General features: G+C 65.6%; 21 protein-coding genes. 10 read left to right on the plus strand and 11 right to left on the minus strand.

The window, feature by feature from the left end:
* The first annotated feature begins 76 nt into the window (after positions 1-76).
* The 3 genes from DSD28_RS15170 to DSD28_RS15180 all read left to right on the plus strand — a co-directional run bounded on the left by DSD28_RS15170 (position 77) and on the right by DSD28_RS15180 (position 2,862).
* A complete protein-coding gene (locus DSD28_RS15170) occupies positions 77-1,102 on the plus strand; it encodes a histone deacetylase family protein (protein ID WP_119257262.1) in 1,026 nt (341 codons plus the stop codon).
* A gap of 130 nt (positions 1,103-1,232) precedes the next feature.
* Entirely contained in the window at positions 1,233-2,108 is an 876-nt protein-coding gene (locus tag DSD28_RS15175) for an EamA family transporter (RefSeq protein WP_119257263.1), read from the plus strand.
* An 88-nt stretch (positions 2,109-2,196) separates the two neighbouring features.
* The gene (locus tag DSD28_RS15180; protein ID WP_119257264.1) at positions 2,197-2,862 is read left to right on the plus strand and encodes an OmpA family protein; all 666 of its coding nucleotides are present in this window, start codon (positions 2,197-2,199) and stop codon (positions 2,860-2,862) included.
* Positions 2,863-2,960: 98 nt separating this feature from the next.
* Here DSD28_RS15180 and DSD28_RS15185 read toward each other — a convergent pair whose 3' ends face one another.
* Complete coding sequence (locus DSD28_RS15185) at positions 2,961-3,785, minus strand: lipo-like protein (RefSeq protein ID WP_245424847.1); 825 nt, start codon at positions 3,783-3,785, stop codon at positions 2,961-2,963.
* A 119-nt stretch (positions 3,786-3,904) separates the two neighbouring features.
* On the opposite strand from DSD28_RS15185, the gene mbfA reads away from it, so the two are divergent.
* Positions 3,905-4,888, plus strand: a complete 984-nt coding sequence (gene mbfA / locus DSD28_RS15190) for an iron exporter MbfA (RefSeq protein ID WP_119257266.1) — start codon at positions 3,905-3,907, stop codon at positions 4,886-4,888.
* A gap of 107 nt (positions 4,889-4,995) precedes the next feature.
* Here the strand turns inward: mbfA and pheT are convergent, their stop codons facing one another.
* The 6 genes from pheT to infC form a co-directional block, all read right to left on the minus strand.
* Positions 4,996-7,422, minus strand: a complete 2,427-nt coding sequence (pheT, locus tag DSD28_RS15195; RefSeq protein WP_119257267.1) for a phenylalanine--tRNA ligase subunit beta — start codon at positions 7,420-7,422, stop codon at positions 4,996-4,998.
* Positions 7,423-7,444: 22 nt separating this feature from the next.
* Positions 7,445-8,530, minus strand: a complete 1,086-nt coding sequence (pheS, locus tag DSD28_RS15200; RefSeq protein WP_119257268.1) for a phenylalanine--tRNA ligase subunit alpha — start codon at positions 8,528-8,530, stop codon at positions 7,445-7,447.
* Positions 8,523-9,386, minus strand: coding sequence for a serine/threonine protein phosphatase (locus DSD28_RS15205; RefSeq protein ID WP_119257269.1), 864 nt, complete (start codon positions 9,384-9,386; stop codon positions 8,523-8,525). The genes pheS and DSD28_RS15205 overlap by 8 nt, the downstream gene beginning before the upstream one ends.
* 85 nt (positions 9,387-9,471) lie before the next feature.
* On the minus strand, positions 9,472-9,876 hold the full coding sequence (gene rplT, locus DSD28_RS15210) for a 50S ribosomal protein L20 (RefSeq protein WP_119257270.1): 405 nt from the start codon (positions 9,874-9,876) through the stop codon (positions 9,472-9,474).
* Positions 9,877-9,914: 38 nt separating this feature from the next.
* Positions 9,915-10,118, minus strand: a complete 204-nt coding sequence (gene rpmI, locus DSD28_RS15215; RefSeq protein ID WP_024270153.1) for a 50S ribosomal protein L35 — start codon at positions 10,116-10,118, stop codon at positions 9,915-9,917.
* Between the two features lie 226 nt (positions 10,119-10,344).
* Positions 10,345-10,881: a translation initiation factor IF-3 gene (infC, locus tag DSD28_RS15220; protein ID WP_119257271.1), complete on the minus strand. Its 537-nt coding sequence runs from the start codon at positions 10,879-10,881 to the stop codon at positions 10,345-10,347.
* 234 nt (positions 10,882-11,115) lie between these two features.
* Between infC and DSD28_RS15225 the strand changes: the two genes are divergently transcribed.
* Positions 11,116-11,934 (plus strand): alpha/beta hydrolase, encoded by an 819-nt coding sequence (locus DSD28_RS15225; protein ID WP_432430866.1) that lies wholly within the window; start codon positions 11,116-11,118, stop codon positions 11,932-11,934.
* Between the two features lie 112 nt (positions 11,935-12,046).
* Positions 12,047-12,661: a transglutaminase-like cysteine peptidase gene (locus tag DSD28_RS15230; protein WP_119257272.1), complete on the plus strand. Its 615-nt coding sequence runs from the start codon at positions 12,047-12,049 to the stop codon at positions 12,659-12,661.
* Between the two features lie 247 nt (positions 12,662-12,908).
* Here the strand turns inward: DSD28_RS15230 and lepA are convergent, their stop codons facing one another.
* Positions 12,909-14,741: a translation elongation factor 4 gene (gene lepA, locus DSD28_RS15235; protein WP_119257273.1), complete on the minus strand. Its 1,833-nt coding sequence runs from the start codon at positions 14,739-14,741 to the stop codon at positions 12,909-12,911.
* A 61-nt stretch (positions 14,742-14,802) separates the two neighbouring features.
* Entirely contained in the window at positions 14,803-16,050 is a 1,248-nt protein-coding gene (locus DSD28_RS15240) for an MFS transporter (protein ID WP_119257274.1), read from the minus strand.
* A 143-nt stretch (positions 16,051-16,193) separates the two neighbouring features.
* On the opposite strand from DSD28_RS15240, the gene DSD28_RS15245 reads away from it, so the two are divergent.
* Both DSD28_RS15245 and DSD28_RS15250 read left to right on the plus strand, forming a co-directional pair.
* Positions 16,194-16,772 (plus strand): helix-turn-helix domain-containing protein, encoded by a 579-nt coding sequence (locus DSD28_RS15245; RefSeq protein ID WP_119257275.1) that lies wholly within the window; start codon positions 16,194-16,196, stop codon positions 16,770-16,772.
* An 8-nt stretch (positions 16,773-16,780) separates the two neighbouring features.
* Positions 16,781-17,308, plus strand: coding sequence for a GNAT family N-acetyltransferase (locus DSD28_RS15250; protein WP_119257276.1), 528 nt, complete (start codon positions 16,781-16,783; stop codon positions 17,306-17,308).
* A 157-nt stretch (positions 17,309-17,465) separates the two neighbouring features.
* Here DSD28_RS15250 and DSD28_RS15255 read toward each other — a convergent pair whose 3' ends face one another.
* Positions 17,466-18,452, minus strand: a complete 987-nt coding sequence (locus DSD28_RS15255) for a Gfo/Idh/MocA family protein (protein WP_119257277.1) — start codon at positions 18,450-18,452, stop codon at positions 17,466-17,468.
* A 173-nt stretch (positions 18,453-18,625) separates the two neighbouring features.
* On the opposite strand from DSD28_RS15255, the gene DSD28_RS15260 reads away from it, so the two are divergent.
* Both DSD28_RS15260 and DSD28_RS15265 read left to right on the plus strand, forming a co-directional pair.
* Positions 18,626-19,576: an aldo/keto reductase gene (locus DSD28_RS15260; protein WP_119257278.1), complete on the plus strand. Its 951-nt coding sequence runs from the start codon at positions 18,626-18,628 to the stop codon at positions 19,574-19,576.
* Positions 19,577-19,578: 2 nt separating this feature from the next.
* On the plus strand, positions 19,579-20,022 hold the full coding sequence (locus tag DSD28_RS15265) for a GNAT family N-acetyltransferase (protein ID WP_119257279.1): 444 nt from the start codon (positions 19,579-19,581) through the stop codon (positions 20,020-20,022).
* Here DSD28_RS15265 and DSD28_RS15270 read toward each other — a convergent pair.
* Positions 20,013-20,909, minus strand: coding sequence for a LysR family transcriptional regulator (locus tag DSD28_RS15270; RefSeq protein WP_119257280.1), 897 nt, complete (start codon positions 20,907-20,909; stop codon positions 20,013-20,015). The genes DSD28_RS15265 and DSD28_RS15270 overlap by 10 nt on opposite strands.
* Positions 20,910-21,008: the final 99 nt, after the last annotated feature.

Raw genomic sequence — 21,008 nt, forward strand, 5'->3', positions numbered from 1 at the left:
CCCTACCCCGCGGGAGAGATTTCCCTTCCGGGAAAAATGCACTACCGTCGCGCCGAATGAAAAAGGGGAACCCTTCATGCGCGTCATCTTTTCCGAGGACCACAAGCTCAGGAATGCTCGCAGCGAGCTTTACGGCGGCGAACTGGTGCCGCCCTTCGAGGCACCGTTCCGGGCGGAATGGATTCTGGCCGCGGTCAAGGATGCCGGCTTCACCGACATCGCCGCGCCCGATCAGTACGGCCTGGAAACCGCGCTGAAGGTGCATGACGCCGGCTATCTTTCCTTCCTGGAAACCGCCTGGGACCAGTGGAAGGCCGCCGGCTACAAGGGCGAAGCCATCGCCACGTCCTTCCCCGTACGCCGTACCTCACCGCGCATTCCGACCCAGATCGACGGCCTGCTCGGCTATTACTGCAACGCCGCCGAGACGGCGATCTCGCCCGGCACCTGGGAAGCGGCGCTTTCCTCCATGCGCACGGCGCTGACGGCGGCCGATATCGTCGCGGGCGGCGAAAAGGCGGCCTTCGCGCTCTGCCGCCCGCCGGGCCACCATGCCGGCATCGACAGCTTCGGCGGCTACTGCTTCATCAACAACGCCGCGGTGGCTGCCCAACGCCTCCTCGACAAGGGCGCGAAGAAAGTCGCGATCCTCGACGTCGACTTCCACCACGGCAACGGCACGCAGGATATCTTCTACGAGCGCGGCGACGTCTATTTCGCCTCCCTGCACGGCGATCCCGCCGAAGCCTTCCCGCATTTCCTCGGCTATGCGGAGGAGACCGGCAAGGGCGCGGGCGCGGGCACGACGCAGAACTATCCCATGGCGCCCGGAACGCCCTATTCCGTCTGGGAGGCGGCGCTTCTCGATGCCCTGAAGCGCATCGCCGCCTTCGGCGCGGAGGCCATCGTCCTTTCGCTCGGCGTCGATACGTTCGAGAAGGACCCGATCTCCTTCTTCAAGCTCACCTCGCCGGACTACGTGACGATGGGCCGGGTGGTCGCGGCGAGCGGCGTGCCGGTGCTCGTCGTCATGGAGGGCGGCTACGGCGTGCCGGAGATCGGCCTCAACGTCGCCAATACGCTGAAGGGCGTGGCGGGCTGAGCCCATCAATTTTGCTGAAGCAAGCCGTCATAAATATCAATTTGCCGGATGGCAGGCCCTCCGTTAGAGCAATGTCAGCAAACATGCCCCATGCGCAAGCCCGGGCACAACGGGGCCGGGAGGGCCTTTCATGGCGGATCAGCAGGCAATGCCGCGTCCCGGCAATACGGGGCTTCTTTCGGGCGTGCTGCTCTGTCTTGCCTCCATGTCGAGCATCCAGTTCGGCTCGGCGTTTTCCGCGACGGCGATTTCCGCCTACGGGCCGTCCACCACCACCTTCTTTCGCCTCGTCATGGCGGCGCTCGTGCTGGCGCTCGTCGTTCGCCCGCCGGTGCGCTCCTACAGCCGTGAGCAATGGCTGAGCGCGCTGTCGCTCGGCGCCACCATGGCGGCGATGACGCTCTGCTTCTTCGCCGCCATCGACCGCATTCCGCTCGGCCTTGCCGTGGCGATCGAGTTCCTCGGCCCGCTCGCTGTGGCCACCTGGTCGCTCGGCGGCGGCTGGCGGCTGGTCTGGCCGCTCGCGGCCTTTGCCGGCGTCGTGCTTCTGTCCCATGACGGCGCGGGCTGGGTCGGCGATCCCGTCGGTGTGCTCTTCGCCTGCGGCGCGGGCGTCGGCTGGGGCACCTACATCATCCTCATGAAGAAGACGGGCAGGATGTTCCGGGGACTGGAAGGCCTTTCGATGTCGCTGCTGGTCGCCGCCGTCGTCGCCGCCCCGTTCGGCCTGCCGCGGGCCGCCGAGGCGTTCAACCCCGAAGGCCTCGGCATGATGCTCGGCCTTGCCGTCCTCGTGCCCCTGCTTCCCTATGCGCTGGAGATGATCGCGCTGCGCCGCATGCCGACCTCGGCTTTCGGCATCCTGATGAGCCTCGAGCCGGCGCTCGGCGCGCTTGCCGGCTTCCTCGTCCTCGGCCAGCCGATGACGCCCTTCCAGATGCTCGGAACGGCGCTCGTCGTCGCGGCAAGCGCCGGGGTGACGTCGGGCGGAGAGAGCGAAAACTAGGGGAAAGGCCGGGCGGAAGGGTCTCTTTCATGTTCCTGCCGCAATCGCTAGGTTGAAGCAGAATCATCGAAACCTCCGGGGACCCTCAATGTACAAGAAATGCGCGATTGTCGCGGTTGCCGCGGCCTTTCTTTCTGCCTGCACGACGACCGATCCCTATACGGGCGAACAGAAGGTCTCCAACACGGCCGGCGGCGCGGCCATCGGCGCGGGCATGGGCGCGGTCGCCGGCCTCCTCATCGGCAACAATCCCGTCCAGCGCCGCAACGCGGCCCTGATCGGCGCCGGTGTCGGCGCGCTTGCCGGCGGCGCCATCGGCAACTACATGGACAATCAGGAAGCCGAGCTGCGCGCGCAGCTCCAGGGCACCGGCGTCTCGGTCACGCGCAACGGCGACCGCATCATCCTCAACATGCCTTCGAACATCACCTTTGCGACCGACCAGGACCGGGTGATCCCGCCCTTCTACGAGACGCTCGATTCCGTCGCCATCGTGCTGCGCAAGTTCGACAAGACGCTGATCGATGTCGACGGCCATACCGACTCGGTCGGCAATGCCGGCTACAACCAGGATCTTTCCGAGCGCCGCGCCAACTCGGTGGCCAATTACCTCGCCTCGCGCGGCATCGACCCGCGGCGCATGTCGGCGATGGGCTACGGCCTGGAGCGCCCGATCGCCTCCAATGCCTCGGAAGCCGGCCGTGCGCAGAACCGCCGCGTCGAGATCTCCATCTCGCCGCTGCGTCAGGGATAGAGCATTTCCAGCAAAAGTGCGCAGCGGTTTTGCGTCCGGAAATGCGCCGAAACGCTCCGAGCTCCCGCCACATTGCTGCAAATCTTCGAAGGGCCGTTCTACGGCCCTTCTCTGTCAGGGCCCCATTCCAGCCGCTTGTAGTCGAAGCCGTATTTGAGCGTCGGCTTGACGATCTCGAAATAGGGCGAGAGGTCGAAGTCGCGCGGCGTGTAGAGCGAATGGTGCCGGATGTGCAGGATTTCCTGCCGCGAATAGGGCGAGGTCGCCGCCGCGTGGCCGGGCGCGCGCGTCACATCCGGCAGGATCGGGTAGCGGATCGCCTCGAAGGCTTCCGCGATCAGCGTCGAGCAGATCGCCCGCGTCGGATCACCCGAGCCGAAGGCGATCATGCGGCGCCGCCAGCGCACCGGAATGGGCGGCGTCGGCAGGAAATAGCGCAGCATGTCCGTGATGTTCTTCATGTCGTATTTCAGGCCGAGCCGCGAGATCATGAAGGCGATCAGCGTATCCCGGTCCTCCGGCGTCAGGCCGATAGGGCGGCAGATGCGCGTATTGTAGGTGCGGTACTTGGTGAGCGGCACGGCGACGCACCCCTCGCCGAGATTGACCTCGACGAGCTGCGGCCGCTCGGTGGCCGGCAGGGCCGCCTGGTCCAGCGTCAGCGGCACCGCGTCGCCCACGAAGAGCGCGGCATGGGACCAGGTCGACTGCGTGAGATACTTGATCGCCGCCGAGACCTTCTGGTTGCCCTCCACCAGCAGGATGTCGCCGGGGCGCAGCGTGCGCGCCAGCGTCTCGGGATCGGAGGGCGTATAGGGCTCGTAGCCGGATGTCTGGCTTTGCAGCCGGTCGGCGACCAGGCGGCCGAGACGGTCGAGCAGCGTGTCGCGGCTTGCGGAAAGCGGCTTCAATGCACCGGTCACGTCTCGTCCCTTACAGTCTCTGCGAAGGCCAATCTAGCCTTATGCATCGCGCGCTGTCGAGGTTGACCGGGCCACTCTTTCTCCTATATTTAGAATAGTTCTAAACTGGATGATCGCAGATGTTCTCCCGCCTTCTCAGTTCCGGCAAGCGCAGCCTCGAATCGCTCAGCGAGCAGGAAATCCTCGCCCTCGCCATCTCCTCCGAGGAGGATGACGGCCGCATCTATCTTGCCTATGCGGATGAGCTGCGGGATGCCTATCCCAATTCCGCGCGCATCTTCGAGGAGATGGCGGAGGAGGAGAGCCACCACCGCCAGATGCTGATCGACCGGCATATCGAGCGCTTCGGCGACCGCATTCCGCTGGTCCGCCGCGAATATGTCCGCGATTTCCCGGAGCGGAAGCCCGACTGGCTGATCCGCAACATGCCGCTCGACAGGATCCGCGAGCAGGCCGAGGCCATGGAGGAGGCGGCGCACCGTTTCTACCTGACGGCCGCCGCACGCACGCAGGACGCCCCGACGCGAAAGCTGCTCGGCGATCTGGCGCTGGCGGAGAAGTCGCACGAATCGCTCGCCCACCGGCTGGGCGAGGAGCACACGCCGCAGGACGTGCGGGCGGAGGAGGACCAGACGGCGCGGCGGCAATTCGTGCTGACCTATGTGCAGCCCGGCCTTGCCGGCCTGATGGACGGCTCGGTCTCGACGCTCGCGCCGATCTTCGCCGCCGCCTTCGCTACGCAGGATACCTGGCAGACCTTCCTCGTCGGCCTCTCGGCCTCCGTCGGCGCGGGCATCTCCATGGGCTTCACGGAAGCCGCCCATGACGACGGCAAGCTCTCCGGCCGCGGCTCGCCGGTGAGGCGCGGCCTCGCCTCGGGCATCATGACGGCGCTCGGCGGCCTCGGCCACGCGCTGCCCTATCTCATCCCGAATTTCATGCTGGCGACGACCATCGCCGTCGTCGTCGTCTTCATTGAGCTCTGGGCCATCGCCTTCATCCAGAACCGTTTCATGGAAACGCCGTTCTTCCGCGCCGTGCTGCAGGTCGTGCTCGGCGGCAGCCTCGTGCTGGCGGCGGGGGTGCTGATCGGCAACGCGTGAGGGTTGGGGCGTGGCGATGGCCCCTCATCCCGCTGCCGCGACCTTCTCCCCGCAAGCGGGGAGAAGGTGCCGGCAGGCGGATGAGGGGCTATCGCCCCTCGCCAACTTTACGCCCGCAGCGTGCCGCCGGTGGTCTTCACCACATTGCCGACGATCTTGGCCGTCACGGCCTCGAAGTCCTCGTCGGTCAGCGTCTTGTCGGTCGGCTGGAAGACGACCTCGATGGCGATGGACTTCTTGCCCTCGCCGACCGATGCACCCTCGAACACGTCGAAGACGTTGACGGCCGCAATCAGCTTGCGGTCGGCGCCGGTGGCCGCGCGCACGATGGCGCCGGCTTCCACCGTCTTGTCGACCACGAAGGCGAAGTCGCGCTTCACCGCCTGGAAGGGCGAAAGGTCGAGCGCCGCCTTGGTGCGGGTCGCCTTCTTCTTCGGCTCCGGCATGGCGTCGACGAAGATCTCGAAGCCGCAAAGCGCGCCGGAGACGTCGAGCGCGCCGAGCGCCTTCGGATGGAACTCGCCGAAGTAACCTAGAACGATCTTCGGACCCATCTTGATCGTGCCGGAGCGGCCCGGATGGTACCAGGAGGGTGCGCCCGGTTCGATCTGCACATTGCCCATCGGCAGGCCGCAGGCCTCGATCACGGCGAGCGCATCGGCCTTGGCGTCATAGACGTCGACCGGCTTGCCGCCGCCCTTGGCCGCGTTCGACCAGAGACGGCCGGAGCCCGAAAGCGAAGCCGTACCGCGGCGAACGCCGCCGGCAACACGGCGCTGTCCCTCGGGACGGTCGTTCTCATAGGTGCCGGAGACCTCGAAGATCGCGACGTCCCCATAGCCCTTGTCGGCATTGCGCTGCGCGGCCGCCAGAAGGCCCGGCAGCAGCGAGGGGCGCATGTCGGACATGTCGGCCGCGATCGGGTTCGACAGCGCCAGCGAGGCCGCGCCGCCGCCGAAGAGCTCGGCATGCGCCTTCGGGATGAAGGACCAGGTGACGGCCTCCATCATGCCGCGCGCGGCGAGCGAGCGCTTGGCAAGGCGCGTGCGAATCTGCAGCGTGGTCAGGATGCGGCCGTTGACGGTGCCGTGGCTTTCCAGTGGCGCCGGCTTGATATTGTCGACGCCATGGATGCGCATGACCTCTTCCACGAGGTCCGCCTTGCCGTCCACATCGGGACGCCAGGAGGGAACCGCGACGGAGACGCGTTCTCCCGAACCCGTGACGGTGAAGCCGAGGCGTGTCAGGATGTTCGTGCTCTCAGCCTCGGAGACATCGACGCCCGTCAGGCGGCGGACTTCCGAGAACGGGAAATCGACGACCTTTGCGGCAAAGCCCTTGTAGCCGACGACGTCGGTCTTCGCCGGCGTGCCGCCGCAAAGCTCCAGCACCAGTTCCGTGGCGCGCTCGAGGCCCGGCACCATGTATTCCGGGTCCACGCCGCGCTCGAAGCGATAGCGCGCATCGGTGATGATGCCGTGCGAGCGGCCGGTCTTGGCGACGTTCATCGGATCCCAGAGCGCCGATTCGATCAGCACGTCGACGGTGTTCTCGTCGCAGCCCGAATGTTCGCCGCCCATGATGCCGCCGATGGATTCGACGCCGTTATCGTCGGCGATGACGACATTGGCAGGGTTGAGCGTATATTCGCGCGTATCGAGCGCCAGCACCGTCTCGCCCTCGGCCGCGCGGCGCACGACGAGATTGCCCTTCACCTTGGCCGCGTCGAAGACGTGCAGCGGACGGCCCTGGTCGAAGGTCATGTAGTTGGTGATGTCGACGAGCGCGTTGATCGGGCGAAGGCCGATGGCCAGCAGCCGCTGCTGCATCCAGCGCGGGCTCGGGCCGTTCTTGACGCCGCGCACGAGGCGGAGCGCAAAGCCCGGGCACAGGTGATCGTCGCCGCCAAGCTCCAGCTTCACCTTGATCGGCGTCTCGCCTTCTACCTTGAAGGAGGGCGCCTTCGGGGTCTTCAGCGTGCCGAGGCCGGAGGCGGCGAGATCGCGGGCGATGCCGTAGATGCTCGTGCAGTCTGGGCGGTTCGGCGTCAGGTTGATCTCGATGACCGGATCGTCGAGGCCGGCATAGGCCGCATAGCTCGCGCCCACGGGCGCATCGGCCGGCAGATCGATGATGCCGTCGTGGTTGTCGGAGATTTCCAGTTCCTTCTCCGAGCACATCATGCCGCGGCTCTCGACGCCGCGGATGGTGCCGACGGCGAGCGTCACGTCGATGCCGGGCACATAGGTTCCGGGTGCGGCAAACGCGCCGACAAGACCGGCGCGCGCATTCGGCGCGCCGCAGACGACCTGGATCGGGTCGCCCTTGCCGGTATCGACCATCAGCACGCGCAGCTTGTCGGCGTTCGGGTGCTGCTCGGCGGAAACCACCTTGGCGATGACGAAGGGCTTGAAGGCCGCCTTGTCGTCGACCTCCTCCACTTCAAGGCCGATCGCCGTCAGCTTCGCGCAGATTTCCTCCAGCGAGGCGTCGGTGTCGAGATGATCCTTCAGCCAGGAGAGCGTGAATTTCATTGTCTTTCTCCTTGGATGCCGGTTACGCGCTGAGGCCGCCGAACAGGGTCGGCATGTCGAGCGGGCGGAAGCCGTAGTGGCTCAGCCAGCGGACGTCGGCGTTGAAGAAGTCGCGCAGGTCAGGCATGCCGTATTTCAGCATGGCGATGCGGTCGAGGCCCATGCCCCAGGCAAAGCCCTGATATTCGTCCGGATCGAGGCCACCGGCGCGCAGCACGTTCGGGTGGACCATGCCGCAGCCGAGGATTTCCATCCAGTCCGTGCCTTCGCCGAACTTGACGATCGGGCCCGACGAGCGGTCGCACTGGATGTCGACTTCGAAGGACGGCTCGGTGAAGGGGAAGAAGGACGGGCGGAAGCGCATGGTGACGCTGTCGACCTCGAAGAAGGCCTTGCAGAACTCTTCCAGCACCCAGCGCATGTTGGCGACATTCGCGGTCTTGTCGACCACGAGGCCTTCCACCTGGTGGAACATCGGCGAATGGGTCGCGTCGCTGTCCTGGCGATAGGTCTTGCCGGGAATGATGATGCGGATCGGCGGCTGCTGCGCCTCCATGGTGCGCACCTGCACGGGCGAGGTGTGCGTGCGCAGCACCTTGCGCTCGCCGTTCTCGTCGGCGGGGAAGAAGAACGTGTCGTGCATCTCGCGGGCCGGGTGGCCCTCGGGGAAGTTCAGCGCCGTGAAGTTATAGTAGTCCGTCTCGACATCGGGGCCTTCGGCAATCGAGAAGCCCATGTCGCCGAAGATCGCGGTGATCTCGTCGACGATCTGGCTGATCGGATGGATGCGGCCGCGCTCGGCGGGCGAGGAGCGGACCGGCAGGCTGACATCGACCGTCTCGGCCGCAAGGCGGGCCTCGATGGCGGCGTCGCGCAGTGCGCTCTTGCGCTCGCCGATCGCGTCGGTCACGCGCGTCTTCATGGCGTTGATTGCCGCGCCGCGCGTCTGGCGCTCTTCCGGCGACATGGTGCCGAGCGTCTTCAGGAGTTCCGAGACGGAGCCCTTCTTGCCGAGTGCGCCCACGCGCACGGCTTCGATCGCCGCCTCGTCGGAGGCCGCGGCAACGTCGGAAAGGAGCTGCTTTTCCAGTGTGTCGAGTTCAGTCATCTTTACCTGCTTTGCTTGCGTCGGCCGGGCGGGGAGAGAGAAGAACCCCCTGGAGATAGCGGGTTGCGGCGAGGAAGCGTCGCAGATCACTACTCATGTGCACGCGCCCGATCAATCGGGGGAGCCATAAAAACTTGCAGAGGAACCGGAGCATCGTCTTGAGTTCCGTCTCGGCGGCGGAAGGTGCTGTGGCGCGCCAGGCCGCATAGGCCTTTTCGGCGGTTTCCGTGCCGAGGGCCGCGCGGTCGACGAGCTGGAGGAAGAGCAGCCAGAGGTCGCGCGCCTGGGCCGTCGCCAGCGGCATGGCGGCTTCCGGCTCCTCCTCGAAATCCATGAAGCCGATGCGGTTCCCGGCAAGGAAGAAGTCGCGCGGATGCGGCCTTCCGTGGCAGAGGCCCTTGCCGTGGAGAGCACCGAGCTCGGCGGCGCAGGCGACGAGCAGGTCGTCATGGGCGGCGGGCTCGGCCTTGCGCAGCGCCGAGAGGCGGGCGGTCACGGTCGGCGCGACGTCGGAAAGCACGAGCGCGCTGCCGGAGGAATAGAGCACCCTTGGCACGGGCACGTCCTTTCCGGCGAAGGTCTCGATGCGGCGAACCTCGCGGTCGATCATGCCCTTGCTGTCGAGATAGGGCGAGGGGCGCAGGAAGGGCTGGCGAAGGAGCGCGGCGAGCGCCCCCTGCGCCTTCGTCCAGATCGGCGGGCGTTCCGTGCCGTAGCGCTTGATCCAGACGGCGCCGAAGGACATCTCCACACGCTCGACACGGCGCGCGCCGCGGGCAAGGGTCACGAGAAGCGTCTCGATATCCTTGGCGGTCGCATCCGGGATCGTGTCGAGCTGGGTCGGCTTGCCGTCCATGGTTCCTTCCGAAATCAAACAAAAACCCGCACCGGTTCCCCGGCGCGGGTTTCACAACGAAGCGAAGATTTGTTGTGAGCGCCGGTTAGTTGACGGCGGTCTCAAACTCGTTCTTCGTGCCGGCGTCCTTGAGGTATTCCAGAGCCTTCTTGGCGGCTGCGACGAGCGCGCCGAAAGCTGCGGTCTCATGGATCGCCATGTCCGAAAGCACCTTGCGGTCAACTTCGATGCCAGCCTTGTTCAGGCCGTCGATGAAGCGGCCATAGGTCAGGCCGTGCTCGCGGACGGCAGCGTTGATGCGCTGGATCCAGAGAGCGCGGAAGTTGCGCTTGTTGACTTTGCGGTCGCGGTAGGCGAACTGCTTGGAACGATCAACCGCAGCCTTGGCGGCGCGGATGGTGTTCTTGCGGCGGCCGTAGAAACCCTTGGCTGCCTTCAGCGTCTTCTTGTGCTTGGCGTGGGAAGTAACGCCGCGTTTTACACGTGCCATGTCATGATCTCCTTAACGTATCAAATGCGCGATGAGTCTTAGAGACCGTTCGGCAGGTAGTTCTTGATGACCTTCTTGCCATCGGGCTCGGCCAGCACCATGGTGCCGCGGGCGTCGCGAATGAACTTGTTGGTACGCTTGATCATGCCGTGGCGCTTGCCGGCAGCGGCAGCGACGACCTTGCCGGTCGCGGTGATCTTGAACCGCTTCTTGGCAGACGACTTCGTCTTCATCTTGGGCATTTTGCTACTCCATTCTTCTTGAATTCGAGAGGCACTGACGAAGGCGCCCCTCCAGCGTAAAGAACGGCCACGGCATGCCCTGCCGGACCGTTCGGACGGCGGCTTGTAACCGATGTCCCCGAAAAGCGCAACCGGATTCCTCGGAAAGCGTGGATTCCGGCCGAAATGGAAAAGCCGCCCCGGAGGGCGGCTTGATCCGTTCAGCGCGTGGCGCCGGCGACGGGGCTCACTTGGGAGCGAGCACCATCATCATCTGGCGGCCTTCGAGCTTCGGCTCGGCTTCGACCTTGGCGATGGTCAGGGTGTCTTCCTTGACCTGCAGGAGAAGCTTCATGCCGAGTTCCTGGTGAGCCATTTCGCGGCCACGGAACTTCAGCGTCACCTTGACCTTGTCGCCTTCCTCGAAGAAGCGGTTCATGGCCTTCATCTTCACGTCATAGTCATGCGTGTCGATGTTCGGGCGCATCTTGATTTCCTTGATCTCGACGATCTTCTGCTTCTTGCGCGCTTCGGCCGCCTTCTTCTGGTTGGCGTATTTCAGCTTGCCAAGGTCAAGGATCTTGCAGACAGGCGGTTCGGAGTTCGGTGCGATCTCCACGAGATCGAGGCCGGCTTCTTCGGCCATGCGGAGTGCCTGATCTGTCGGAACGGTGCCGTGGTTGTTGCCTTCGGCATCGATGAGCTGGACGCGGGGAATCCGGATTTCCCTGTTGGAACGCGGGCCGTCTTTGACGGGTGCTTCCGCTTTGAAAGGTCTGCGAATGGTCGTGGTCTCCTCGACTGTTTCGACGGGTATGAATCTGTGCGACGATCGGGCCGTTTCGCCCGAAATGCGGCGTTTGTCGGCAATGTGTTGATCGCGCTTGGGAAGTCAATAGCATGCCGCGCGGAAAAAATCACCACCTGTCCTTGCGAGCGCGAATCTGGTCTAGCTCTCGGCAAAAGACTTGGTGGCGAGCGGTTTTTCGCGATCGGGCAGCATGAAAAGGAGATAGGTATGACGATGGCGAACGGCAATGGCGCGGCGGCGGATTTCATCACGGTCGGCGAGGGGGATGACGCACGGCGCATCGCCGTCTCGCTTGAGGCGCCGGCATCCGGCAACACGCTCGCCCATTTCGTCTGGCTCGGTGGCTACCGCTCCGACATGTCCGGCACCAAGGCGGTGGAGCTTGCCGCGCTCGCCGTCCGTCTCGGCACCGGCTGCGTGCGCTTCGACTATTCCGGCCACGGCGCCTCAGGCGGGGCCTTCACCGACGGCACGATCTCGCGCTGGCTGGAAGAGTCGCTCGCCGTCATCGACCATGCCGCCAAAACCCTCGGTTCGCGCCGCCTGGTTCTCGTCGGCTCCTCCATGGGCGGCTGGATCGCGCTGCGCGCCGTTGCCGAGCTTGCTGCGCGCGGGGATATCGAGGTCGCAGGTCTCGTCCTCATCGCCCCGGCGCCGGACTTCACCTCGGAACTCATCGAGCCGAACCTGACGGAGGCCGAGCGTACGGCCCTTGCCGAGCGTGGTCAGTTCGAGGAGCCGACGCCCTATGGCCCCGACCCGAACATCTATACGCTGAAGCTCATCGAGGACGGGCGGCGCAACCGCGTGCTCGACGGCGTCATCGAGACGGGCTGCCCCGTGCATATCTTGCAGGGCATGGCCGACCCGGACGTGCCCCATGCCCATGCCGTGCGCCTGATGGAGCATCTTTCCGGCGACGACGTGGTGCTGACGATGATCCGCGACGGCGACCACCGCCTGTCGCGCCCGCAGGATATCGCCAAGATCCTCGATGCCGCGGAAGTCCTCGCCCGCGGCGACTGAGGGCGAGCATCGGCGATGCGCATTTTAACCATAATACAGCATCGCCAATTCTGATGATTGACGAGATGGCCCTCTCACCGTTAACTCTTTGTTAACGATTAGGGGACGTTTCATGGCACGAATGATTGGTGCGAAGGCTGGGGCTGCAGCGGTTCTCGCTCTCCTCGTTTCTTCTTCCTCGGCTTTCACGGCACCGGCATCGGCGCTCTCCATGAAGACGGGCGGCGTGACCTCGCAGCCCATCGGTCACTACGAATTCTGCCAGACCCACAAGTCCGAATGCGGCCCCGGCGCGCGCACCGCGCCCGCCAAGGTGACGGAATTCGGCTGGTCGGTGATCCGCGAGATCAATGTTCGTGTCAACCGCGACATCACCCCGATGACGGACAAGGAACTCTACGGCAAGGACGAGGTCTGGGCCTATCCGGACAATGCCGGCGACTGCGAGGATTTCGTGCTCCTCAAGCGCAGGATGCTGATGCAGAAGGGCTTTGCCGCCGGCGATCTCCTCATCACCGTCGTGCGCAAGCCGGACGGCGAAGGCCATGCCGTGCTGACGCTGCGCACCGCCCAGGGCGACTACATCCTCGACAACCTCAACAACGAGGTGAAGCTCTGGACGAAGACGCCCTACCGCTATCTCAAGCGCCAGGCCTCCTTCCATGCCGGCCGCTGGGTCTCGATCGAAAACGGCGACGCCGTCATGGTATCCTCGGTCGGCCAGTAAGCAGGCTGCATCACGGATATGAAAAGGCCGCGGAGCGATCCGCGGCCTTTTTGTTTTGATGACCCTGTGCGCCCGCTGCCGTCATCCTCGGCCTTGTGCTGAGGATCTGCCAACGCGCCGAAAAATTGAACCGTTGCAGATGCTCGGGACAGGCCAGAGCATGACGGAGGAGGGGTATTCGACCCTCAAAGCAAAAAAGGCCGCGGATCGCTCCACGGCCTTTGTCAACTGCAACAGGGAAGTACCCTTACTCGTCGCTCATCTTGAGCGCCGCGATGAAGGCTTCCTGCGGAATCTCCACCTTGCCGAACTGGCGCATGCGCTTCTTGCCGGCCTTCTGCTTGTCGAGCAGCTTGCGCTTGCGGGTGGCGTCGCCGCCGTAGCACTTGGCGGTCACGTCCTTGCGCAGCGCCGAGATCGTCTCGCGGGCGATCACGTTGCCGCCGATGGCGGCCTGGATCGGGATCTTGAACATGTGCTTCGGGATCAGCTCCTTGAGCTTCTCGCACATGTCGCGGCCACGCTTTTCGGCGGCCATGCGGTGCACCATCATGGAAAGCGCATCGACCGGCTCGCCGTTCACCAGGATCGACATCTTCACCAGATGGCCTTCCTTGTGGTCGGTGATCTGGTAGTCGAAGGAGGCGTAGCCCTTGGAGATCGACTTCAGGCGGTCGTAGAAGTCGAAGACGACTTCGTTGAGCGGCAGGTCGTAGGTCAGCATGGCGCGCGTGCCGACATAGGTCAGCTCGATCTGGATGCCGCGGCGGTCCTGGCAAAGCTTGAGGATGCCGCCGAGATAGTCGTCCGGCGTCAGGATCGTCGCACGGATCCACGGCTCGTGGATTTCCGAAATCTTCACGACGTCGGGCATGTCGGCCGGGTTGTGCAGCTCGCGCATCGAGCCGTCGGTCATGTAGAGCTGATAGACGACCGAAGGCGCGGTCGCGATCAGGTCGAGGTCGAATTCGCGCTCCAGGCGCTCCTGGATGATTTCGAGATGCAGGAGGCCGAGGAAGCCGCAGCGGAAGCCGAAGCCGAGCGCCGCCGAGCTTTCCATTTCGAAGGAGAACGAGGCGTCGTTGAGGCGCAGCTTGCCCATCGCCGAGCGCAGGTCCTCGAAATCGGCCGCATCGACCGGGAAGAGGCCGCAGAAGACGACCGGCTGGGCCGGCTTGAAGCCCGGCAGGGCCTTGGCCGTCGGGCGCTTGTCCTCGGTGATGGTGTCGCCGACGCGGGTATCGGCCACTTCCTTGATCGAGGCGGTGATGAAGCCGATCTCGCCCGGGCCGAGCGAATCCATCGCCACCATCTTCGGCGTCAGCACGCCGACGCGCTCGACGGTGTATTTCGCGTCCGTACCCATCATGCGCACGGTCTGGCCCTTGGAAAGCCGGCCCTCGATGACGCGCACGAGAACCATGACACCGAGATAGGTGTCGTACCAGCTGTCGACCAGCAGCGCCTTCAGCGGTGCCTTCTCGCCGCCCTCGCTCTTCGGCGCGGGCAGGCGCTTGACGATGGCTTCCAGCACGTCGGGAATGCCGAGGCCCGTCTTGGCCGAGATGAGCACGGCGTCGGAGGCGTCGATGCCGATCACTTCCTCGATCTGCTCCTTGATGCGGTCGGGCTCGGCCGCCGGCAGGTCGATCTTGTTGAGGACGGTGACGAGCTCGTGGTTGTTGTCGATCGCCTGGTAGACGTTGGCGAGCGTCTGGGCTTCCACGCCCTGGGAAGCGTCGACGACCAGCAGCGAACCCTCGCAGGCCGACAGCGAGCGCGAGACCTCGTAGGCGAAGTCGACATGGCCGGGCGTGTCGATGAGGTTCAGCACATAGGTCTCGCCGTCATTGGCCTTGTAGTGCAGGCGCACCGTCTGGGCCTTGATGGTGATGCCGCGCTCGCGCTCGATCTCCATGTTGTCGAGGACCTGTTCCGACATCTCGCGGTCGGCAAGGCCGCCGGTCGACTGGATCAGCCGGTCGGCCAGCGTCGACTTGCCGTGGTCGATATGGGCCACGATCGAGAAATTGCGGATATGGTCGAGGGGCGTCGAATTATTGGTGCTCATGCGCGCCATATAGCAGCGAGCAGGATTCCCGCAAAGCGGTAAATGAAGGGTTTCGGCTCGGCAAGCGCCGCTATTCCGGGGCTTTCTCGCCTTCCACCAGCGCGCCGGCATTCGGCACCTGCGCGCTCAGCAGCTCGAAATTTTCCCGCGCCTCGGGCGGCACCGTCTCGCGCAGCCTCAGCCGCTGGGCGACGAAGGCGGCATAGGCGAGCGCGACGCCCATCGCGGCATAGATGAAGGTCTGCGGCCCGAAGACGGGCGTCAGCGCCGTCACGCCGAGCGGAACGAGGGTCGCCGAGGTCGACCAGGCGACGAGCAGCGTCGAGGCGAGCGGCACGAAATCCTCCGGATCCGTGCGGTCGTTGGCATGGGCATTGGCGATGGAATAGACGCTCTCGACCGCGCCTGCCCAGAGCGCGAAGACGATCATCAGCAGGACGAAGGCGCTGAACGAGACGAAGAGCGCGGCGATGGCCGCCCCGGTGATCAGCAGGCAGGTGACGACCAGCACGACGCGCCGGTCGATCCGGTCGGAGAGCGTGCCGAGCGGATATTGCACGAAGATCAGGCCGAACTGCATGACGAACATCAGGAGCGCCACGTCGGCCTGCCCGACATTGTTGGTGGCGGCATAGATCGGCGTGAAGCCCTGCACGACCATGGAAAGCCCGCCGGAGGCGAGCACGCCGATGAGCGCGACCGGCGAATTGCGCCAGGCCATGGCGAAATCGAGGCTGACGCGGGCGGGCGCCGGCGGCGTCGGCAGCTTGGTGAGGCCGATCGGCAGGAGCGCGACGGTGGAAACGAAGATGGTGACGAGCGGGGCGAGGTTGCCGTCGGCCGGCATGCGGCCGAAGATCCAGGCGCCCACGCCGAGCCCCAGCACATAGGTCATGTAGAAGAAGGACATGGCCTTGCCGCGCCAGCGGTTGTCCGCCGCGTGGTTCAGCCAGCTCTGGGCGATGATGAAGTTGCAGTTGCCGGCAATGCCGTAGATGCCGCGCGCCAGCACCCAGACGAGCGGATGCATGCCGAGCGCGACGAGGAAGGCGGCGATGATGACGAGCGCCAGCGAGCAGGAGAAGGCGCGCGCATGGCCGACACGGCGGATGACCGGCCCGGCGATGACGCAGCCGATCAACCCGCCGAAAGCGATGGCGGTGACGGCCGCGCCGGGCGTCCAAGACGGCGCGCCGGCGTGCGACAGCACATAGGGCACATAGGCGAGCATGATGCCGTTGCCGATGGCGACGAAGGTCATGGAAACGACGATGGCGGTGATGGAAAAGAGCGACGATGCCCGCTGTGTGCCGCCCATGATCCGTCCCCTCCGCCTGATCCCGGCGCAACCATAGCGAAACCGCCGATGTCGCATTGTCGCCGGAGCGGCATGGCGGGGAATTATTTTGCGATGGGATGATGCGTGTTGACTCCATTATAAAGGAGAATTATTCCATGATAATGGAAAGCGGTATCGATCCCCTCGAAAGCGCCATCGGCGACCGGCTGCGGCTGCTCAGAGCGGCGCGCAACCAGACCCTCGAGGACCTTGCGGCCGCCTCGGGCGTCAGCCGCGCCATGATCTCGCGCATCGAGCGCGGCGAGGCGAGCCCGACGGCGCAGCTCCTCTCGCGGCTTTGCGCCGCCTTGGACCTCACGCTCTCCGCCTTCTTCGCCTTTTCCGGGACCGAGGGCGATCCGCTGTCGCGACGTGAGGCGCAGACCGTCTGGCGCGATCCGGAAACCGGCTACCAGCGCCGCGCCGTCTCGGCGCCCGACACCGCTTCGCGTGTCGATGTCGTGGAGGTCGAGTTCCCCGCCGGCGCGCGCATCGCCTATCCGCCGGAAACCGGCCGGGCCGGCATGACGCAGCATGTCTGGCTGTTTTCCGGCACGCTGCGCATGACGGTCGGCGGAACCGTGCACGATCTTCGCCCCGGCGACTGCCTCTATATGAGCATCACCGAGGGCCATGTCTTCGAAAATCCCGGCGACACGCCGGCCCGTTATGCTGTGGTGCTGGACCGCGGCCGTTCCTGAGAGGACAGATGCGCGATATCAGGCAGCTCGACGAGACCGAGACCCGCGCCCGCATGGGCGAACTTGCCGATGTGCTGGCAGATTGCGTTGCCGGCGGAGCCTCCCTCGGCTTCATGGCGCCCTATGGGCCGGCCGATGCGCTGCCCTTCTGGGACGGCGTCGCGGAGGCGGTTGGGGAGGGGGCGACGCTGCTCTTCGCTGCGGAGCGGGAGGGCCGCATCGTCGGCACGGTGCAGGTCGGCATCCGGCAGATGCCGAACCAGCCGCACCGGGCGGACGTGAAGAAGCTGCTCGTCATGGAAAGCGAGCGCGGCCGGGGCCTTGCCCGCGCGTTGATGACGGCTGCCGAAGCGGAGGCGGCCCGGCACGGCAAGACGCTGCTGGTGCTCGACACCGCCACCGGCAGCCCCGCCGAGGCGGTCTACGAACGCCTCGGCTGGCAGCGCGCCGGGGTCATCCCCGACTATGCGCTCTATCCGGACGGGCGCTTCTGCGCGACGACGCTCTTCTACAAGCGGATCGGAGCGGGGGCTTAGGCCGCCCGACGTTAGAGGATGGCGCAAGAAGAAATGCCTGGCGATCGATGTACCGGTACCGCGTGCCACGCCGCCGGCTAGGGTTCGAAACCAAGCCTCTCCGTCATCCCCGGGCTTGACCCGAGGATCCACACGGCAGGCGCCAGCGCGGCAAGCGTCACACCGCCTCCCAGCCGTCCTTCTCGCTCGCGCGATAGATGGCGTCGATGACCTTCTGGTTGTTCACCGAACTTTCCAGCGTCACGACCTCCTCCTTCTCACCGCGCGCGGCCCGGCTGAAGGCCTCGGCCTCGCGCCGGTACTGGCGGGCGTCCTGGAAGCGGAAAATCTGGCTCTCGCCATGGTTCTGATTGGTGAGTTCGACCTCCTCCACGCCGTAGCGGTCGGCATTGAAGGGCGACTTCACCTCGATGAAGCCCTTGTCGCCGTGGAAGACCATGAACTGGCGCTGGGCGAGCTGGGTGGAGATGTAGAAGGACAGTTCGAAATCGCCGAAATCGGCGCGCACGCTCGAATAGATGTCGGTGCCGAAATCCGGGTCGCGGTCGGTACTCGCCTGCACGCGGACCGGCTCCTTGCCCGTGGCGAAGCGGGTGGTGATCGTCGGGTAGACGCCGATATCCGGCAGGCCGCCGCCGCCGAGTTCCGGCACGTTGCGCATGTTGCCCGGATCGCGGTTGAAATAGGTGAAGGCGCCCTGCACATGGCGCAGCCGGCCGATGGCGCCCTCGGCGAGAAGCGCGCGCACCTTGCGCCAGACGGGGCTGTAGGTGACCATGTAGGCCTCGGAGATCAGCACCTTGTTGCGGTCGCGCGCCTTGATCAGCGCGTCGATCTCGCCGGCATTGAGCGCGATCGGCTTTTCGCAGAGCACGTGCTTGCCGGCATCGGCCGCCTTGATCGACCATTCCACATGCTGCGCGGTCGGCAGCGGGATATAGACCGCGTCGATCGTGTCGGAGGCGAGCATCTCCTCGTAGGAGCCGAAGGCATGCGGCACGGAGAAGCGGTCGGCCATGGCGCGCGCCTTGGCCTTGTCGCGGCTCGCGACGGCGGTGACGACGCAGTTCTCCGCATCCTGGATGGCCGGCACGACGAGTTCGCGGCCGATCTTGGCCGTCGACAGGATTCCGAAACGCAGCATGATGATCTCTCCTCGATTGTGCGGGCCCTGATTGCGCCGGGAAGACTAGTCACGAGGTACGTTCCTCGCAAGCGCGGGACGCCCAAAAATCGACGGCAGGCCACGTGCAAAGCGCCGGGCCGCGCCCTATGTTGGCGAAAAGCCTTTTCAGCACGAACCCCTTGGAGGACCCCATGCAGTTTCGCTCCCTCGGCAGGACCGGCCTTTCCATCGCGCCGCTCGTCTTCGGCGGCAATGTCTTCGGCTGGACGGCCGACGAGAAGACCTCCTTCGATCTCCTCGATGCCTTCACCGGCGCTGGCTTCAACGCCATTGACACGGCGGATGTCTATTCCCGCTGGGTGCCGGGCAATGAGGGGGGCGAGTCCGAGGCGATCATCGGTAAATGGCTGAAGCGCTCGGGCATCGCCCGCGACAGGGTGGTGATCATCACCAAGGTCGGCTCCGATATGGGCCAGGGACGGCGGGACCTGCGCAGGTCGTGGATCGTCGAGGCGGTCGAGAAGTCGCTGAAGCGGCTGCAGACCGACCATATCGACCTCTATCTCTCCCACTGGCCGGATGCCGACACCCCTTACGAGGAGACGCTGGAAGCCCATGCGGGCCTCGTGAAGGCCGGCAAGGTGCGCGCCTTCGGCGCGTCGAACCTCGATGCCGGCCAGCTGCAGGCCTCGTTCGAGGCCGCCGACAAGGCTGGCCTGCCGCGCTACGCGGCGCTCCAGCCGGAATACAACCTCTATGACCGCGGCAGCTTCGAGGGGCCGCTCGCCGACCTCTGCCGCAAGGAGGATATCGGCGTCATCACCTATTACAGCCTCGCCTCCGGCTTCCTCACCGGGAAGTACCGCTCGAAGGCCGATACCGAGGGCAAGGCGCGCGGCGAGGGCGTCGCGCATTATCTCGACGACAAGGGCCAGCGCATCCTTGCGGCGCTCGACAAGGTCGCCGCCGAGACCGGCGCGAAGCCGGCGGAAATCGCGCTCGCCTGGCTGATGGCCAAGCCGGCGGTCACCGCGCCGATCGCCAGCGCCACGAGCCTTGCCCAGCTGGAGAGCCTGACGAAGGCCGCCGATCTTTCGCTGTCGCCCGAACAGATGGCGGCGCTCGACAAGGCGGGGGCCTGACTATGGCGCTCATCCTCCGCGATGCGGCCGAAGGCGACGAGGCGGCCTGGAGAAAGCTTTGGGCCGGCTATCTCGCCTTCTACAGAACCGAGGTACCGGAGGAGGTGACGGCCTTCACCTGGGCGCGCGTGCTCGATCCCGGCTCGCGCGTCTCGATGCGCGTCGCGGAAGAGGACGGCAAGGTCGTGGGCTTCGCCATCCACCACTACCATGATTCCACCTGGGACATCGCGCCGGAGGGCTATCTCGAAGACCTCTTCGTCGATGACACGGTCCGCGGCAGGGGTGTCGGCCGCGCGCTGATCGACGACCTGATCGCCATTTCCAAGCGGCATGGCTGGCGCGGCATCTACTGGCACACCAGCCACGACAACGACCGGGCGAGGAAGCTCTACGACAGCTATGTCGAGACCGACGGGCACATCCGCTACCGTCTTCAGACCTGACCGCGATAGCGGAAGAAATCGACGAAGGCGCGCAGCGCCGGGCGCATCTGCCGGCGCGTCGGATAGTAGATCGAAAAGCCGTCGAAGGCGGGGCACCAGTCCTCCAGCACCGCGACGAGGCGTCCGGCCGCGATGTCCTCGGCAACGCGTTGGTCGAAGACATAGGCAAGGCCCGCGCCGTCCATCGCCGCCGCCCGCATCAGCCGCTGGTCCGAGACGATGAGGGGACCGGTAACGTCGACCGTCACCTGCCGCCCGTCCTTCTCCAGCTCCCAGCGATAAATGCGCCCGCTCGAAAAGCGCCTACGGATGCAGCGATGCTGCATGAGGTCGCGCGGCTGGAGCGGCTTCGGGTGCGTTTCGAAATAGGCGGGCGCGCCGACCACGAGGCCGCGCCACGGCCCGCTCGCCCGCACGGCGACCATGTCCGCCTCCAGGTGCTCGCCGAGCCGGAGGCCGGCATCGAAGCCCTTCTCGACGATATCTTCGAAGCGGTCGTCGGTCCGCAGCTCCAGCTCGATATCGGGATAGGCGAGAAGGAAGGCTCCGAGCCGGGGCATGACGATGTCCTCCGCGGCGATGAGGGGCATGGTGACGCGCAGCGGCCCGGCGGGCCGGCCCTGCCGGTCGGCGAGCGCCTCCATGACATTGCCGATGTCGGACAGGGCCGGCGCCAGCGTATCGAGCAGCATGCGGCCCTCCTCCGTCGGCGAAACGGAGCGGGTGGTGCGGGCGAGGAGCCGCACGCCGAGGCTCGCTTCCAGCGCCGAGACGGCATGGCTGACGGCCGAGGGCGCGATGCCGAGCTCGGCGGCGGCCTTGCGGAAGGAGCGCGTCTCGGCGACGATGGCGAGCACGGCGAGTTGCGAGAGCTGGGTGCGGTTCATTGTTCCAACAGATAGAACAAGCCGTTGGCTTTTGCAGCAATTTTCAGATGAAGCGGCGCGCCGTAGATTGCGTTTCGCCGGATGAGGGCGGGTGAGCCG

It is taken from the genome of Shinella zoogloeoides (assembly GCF_003574625.1).
Classification (GTDB): domain Bacteria; phylum Pseudomonadota; class Alphaproteobacteria; order Rhizobiales; family Rhizobiaceae; genus Shinella; species Shinella zoogloeoides_A.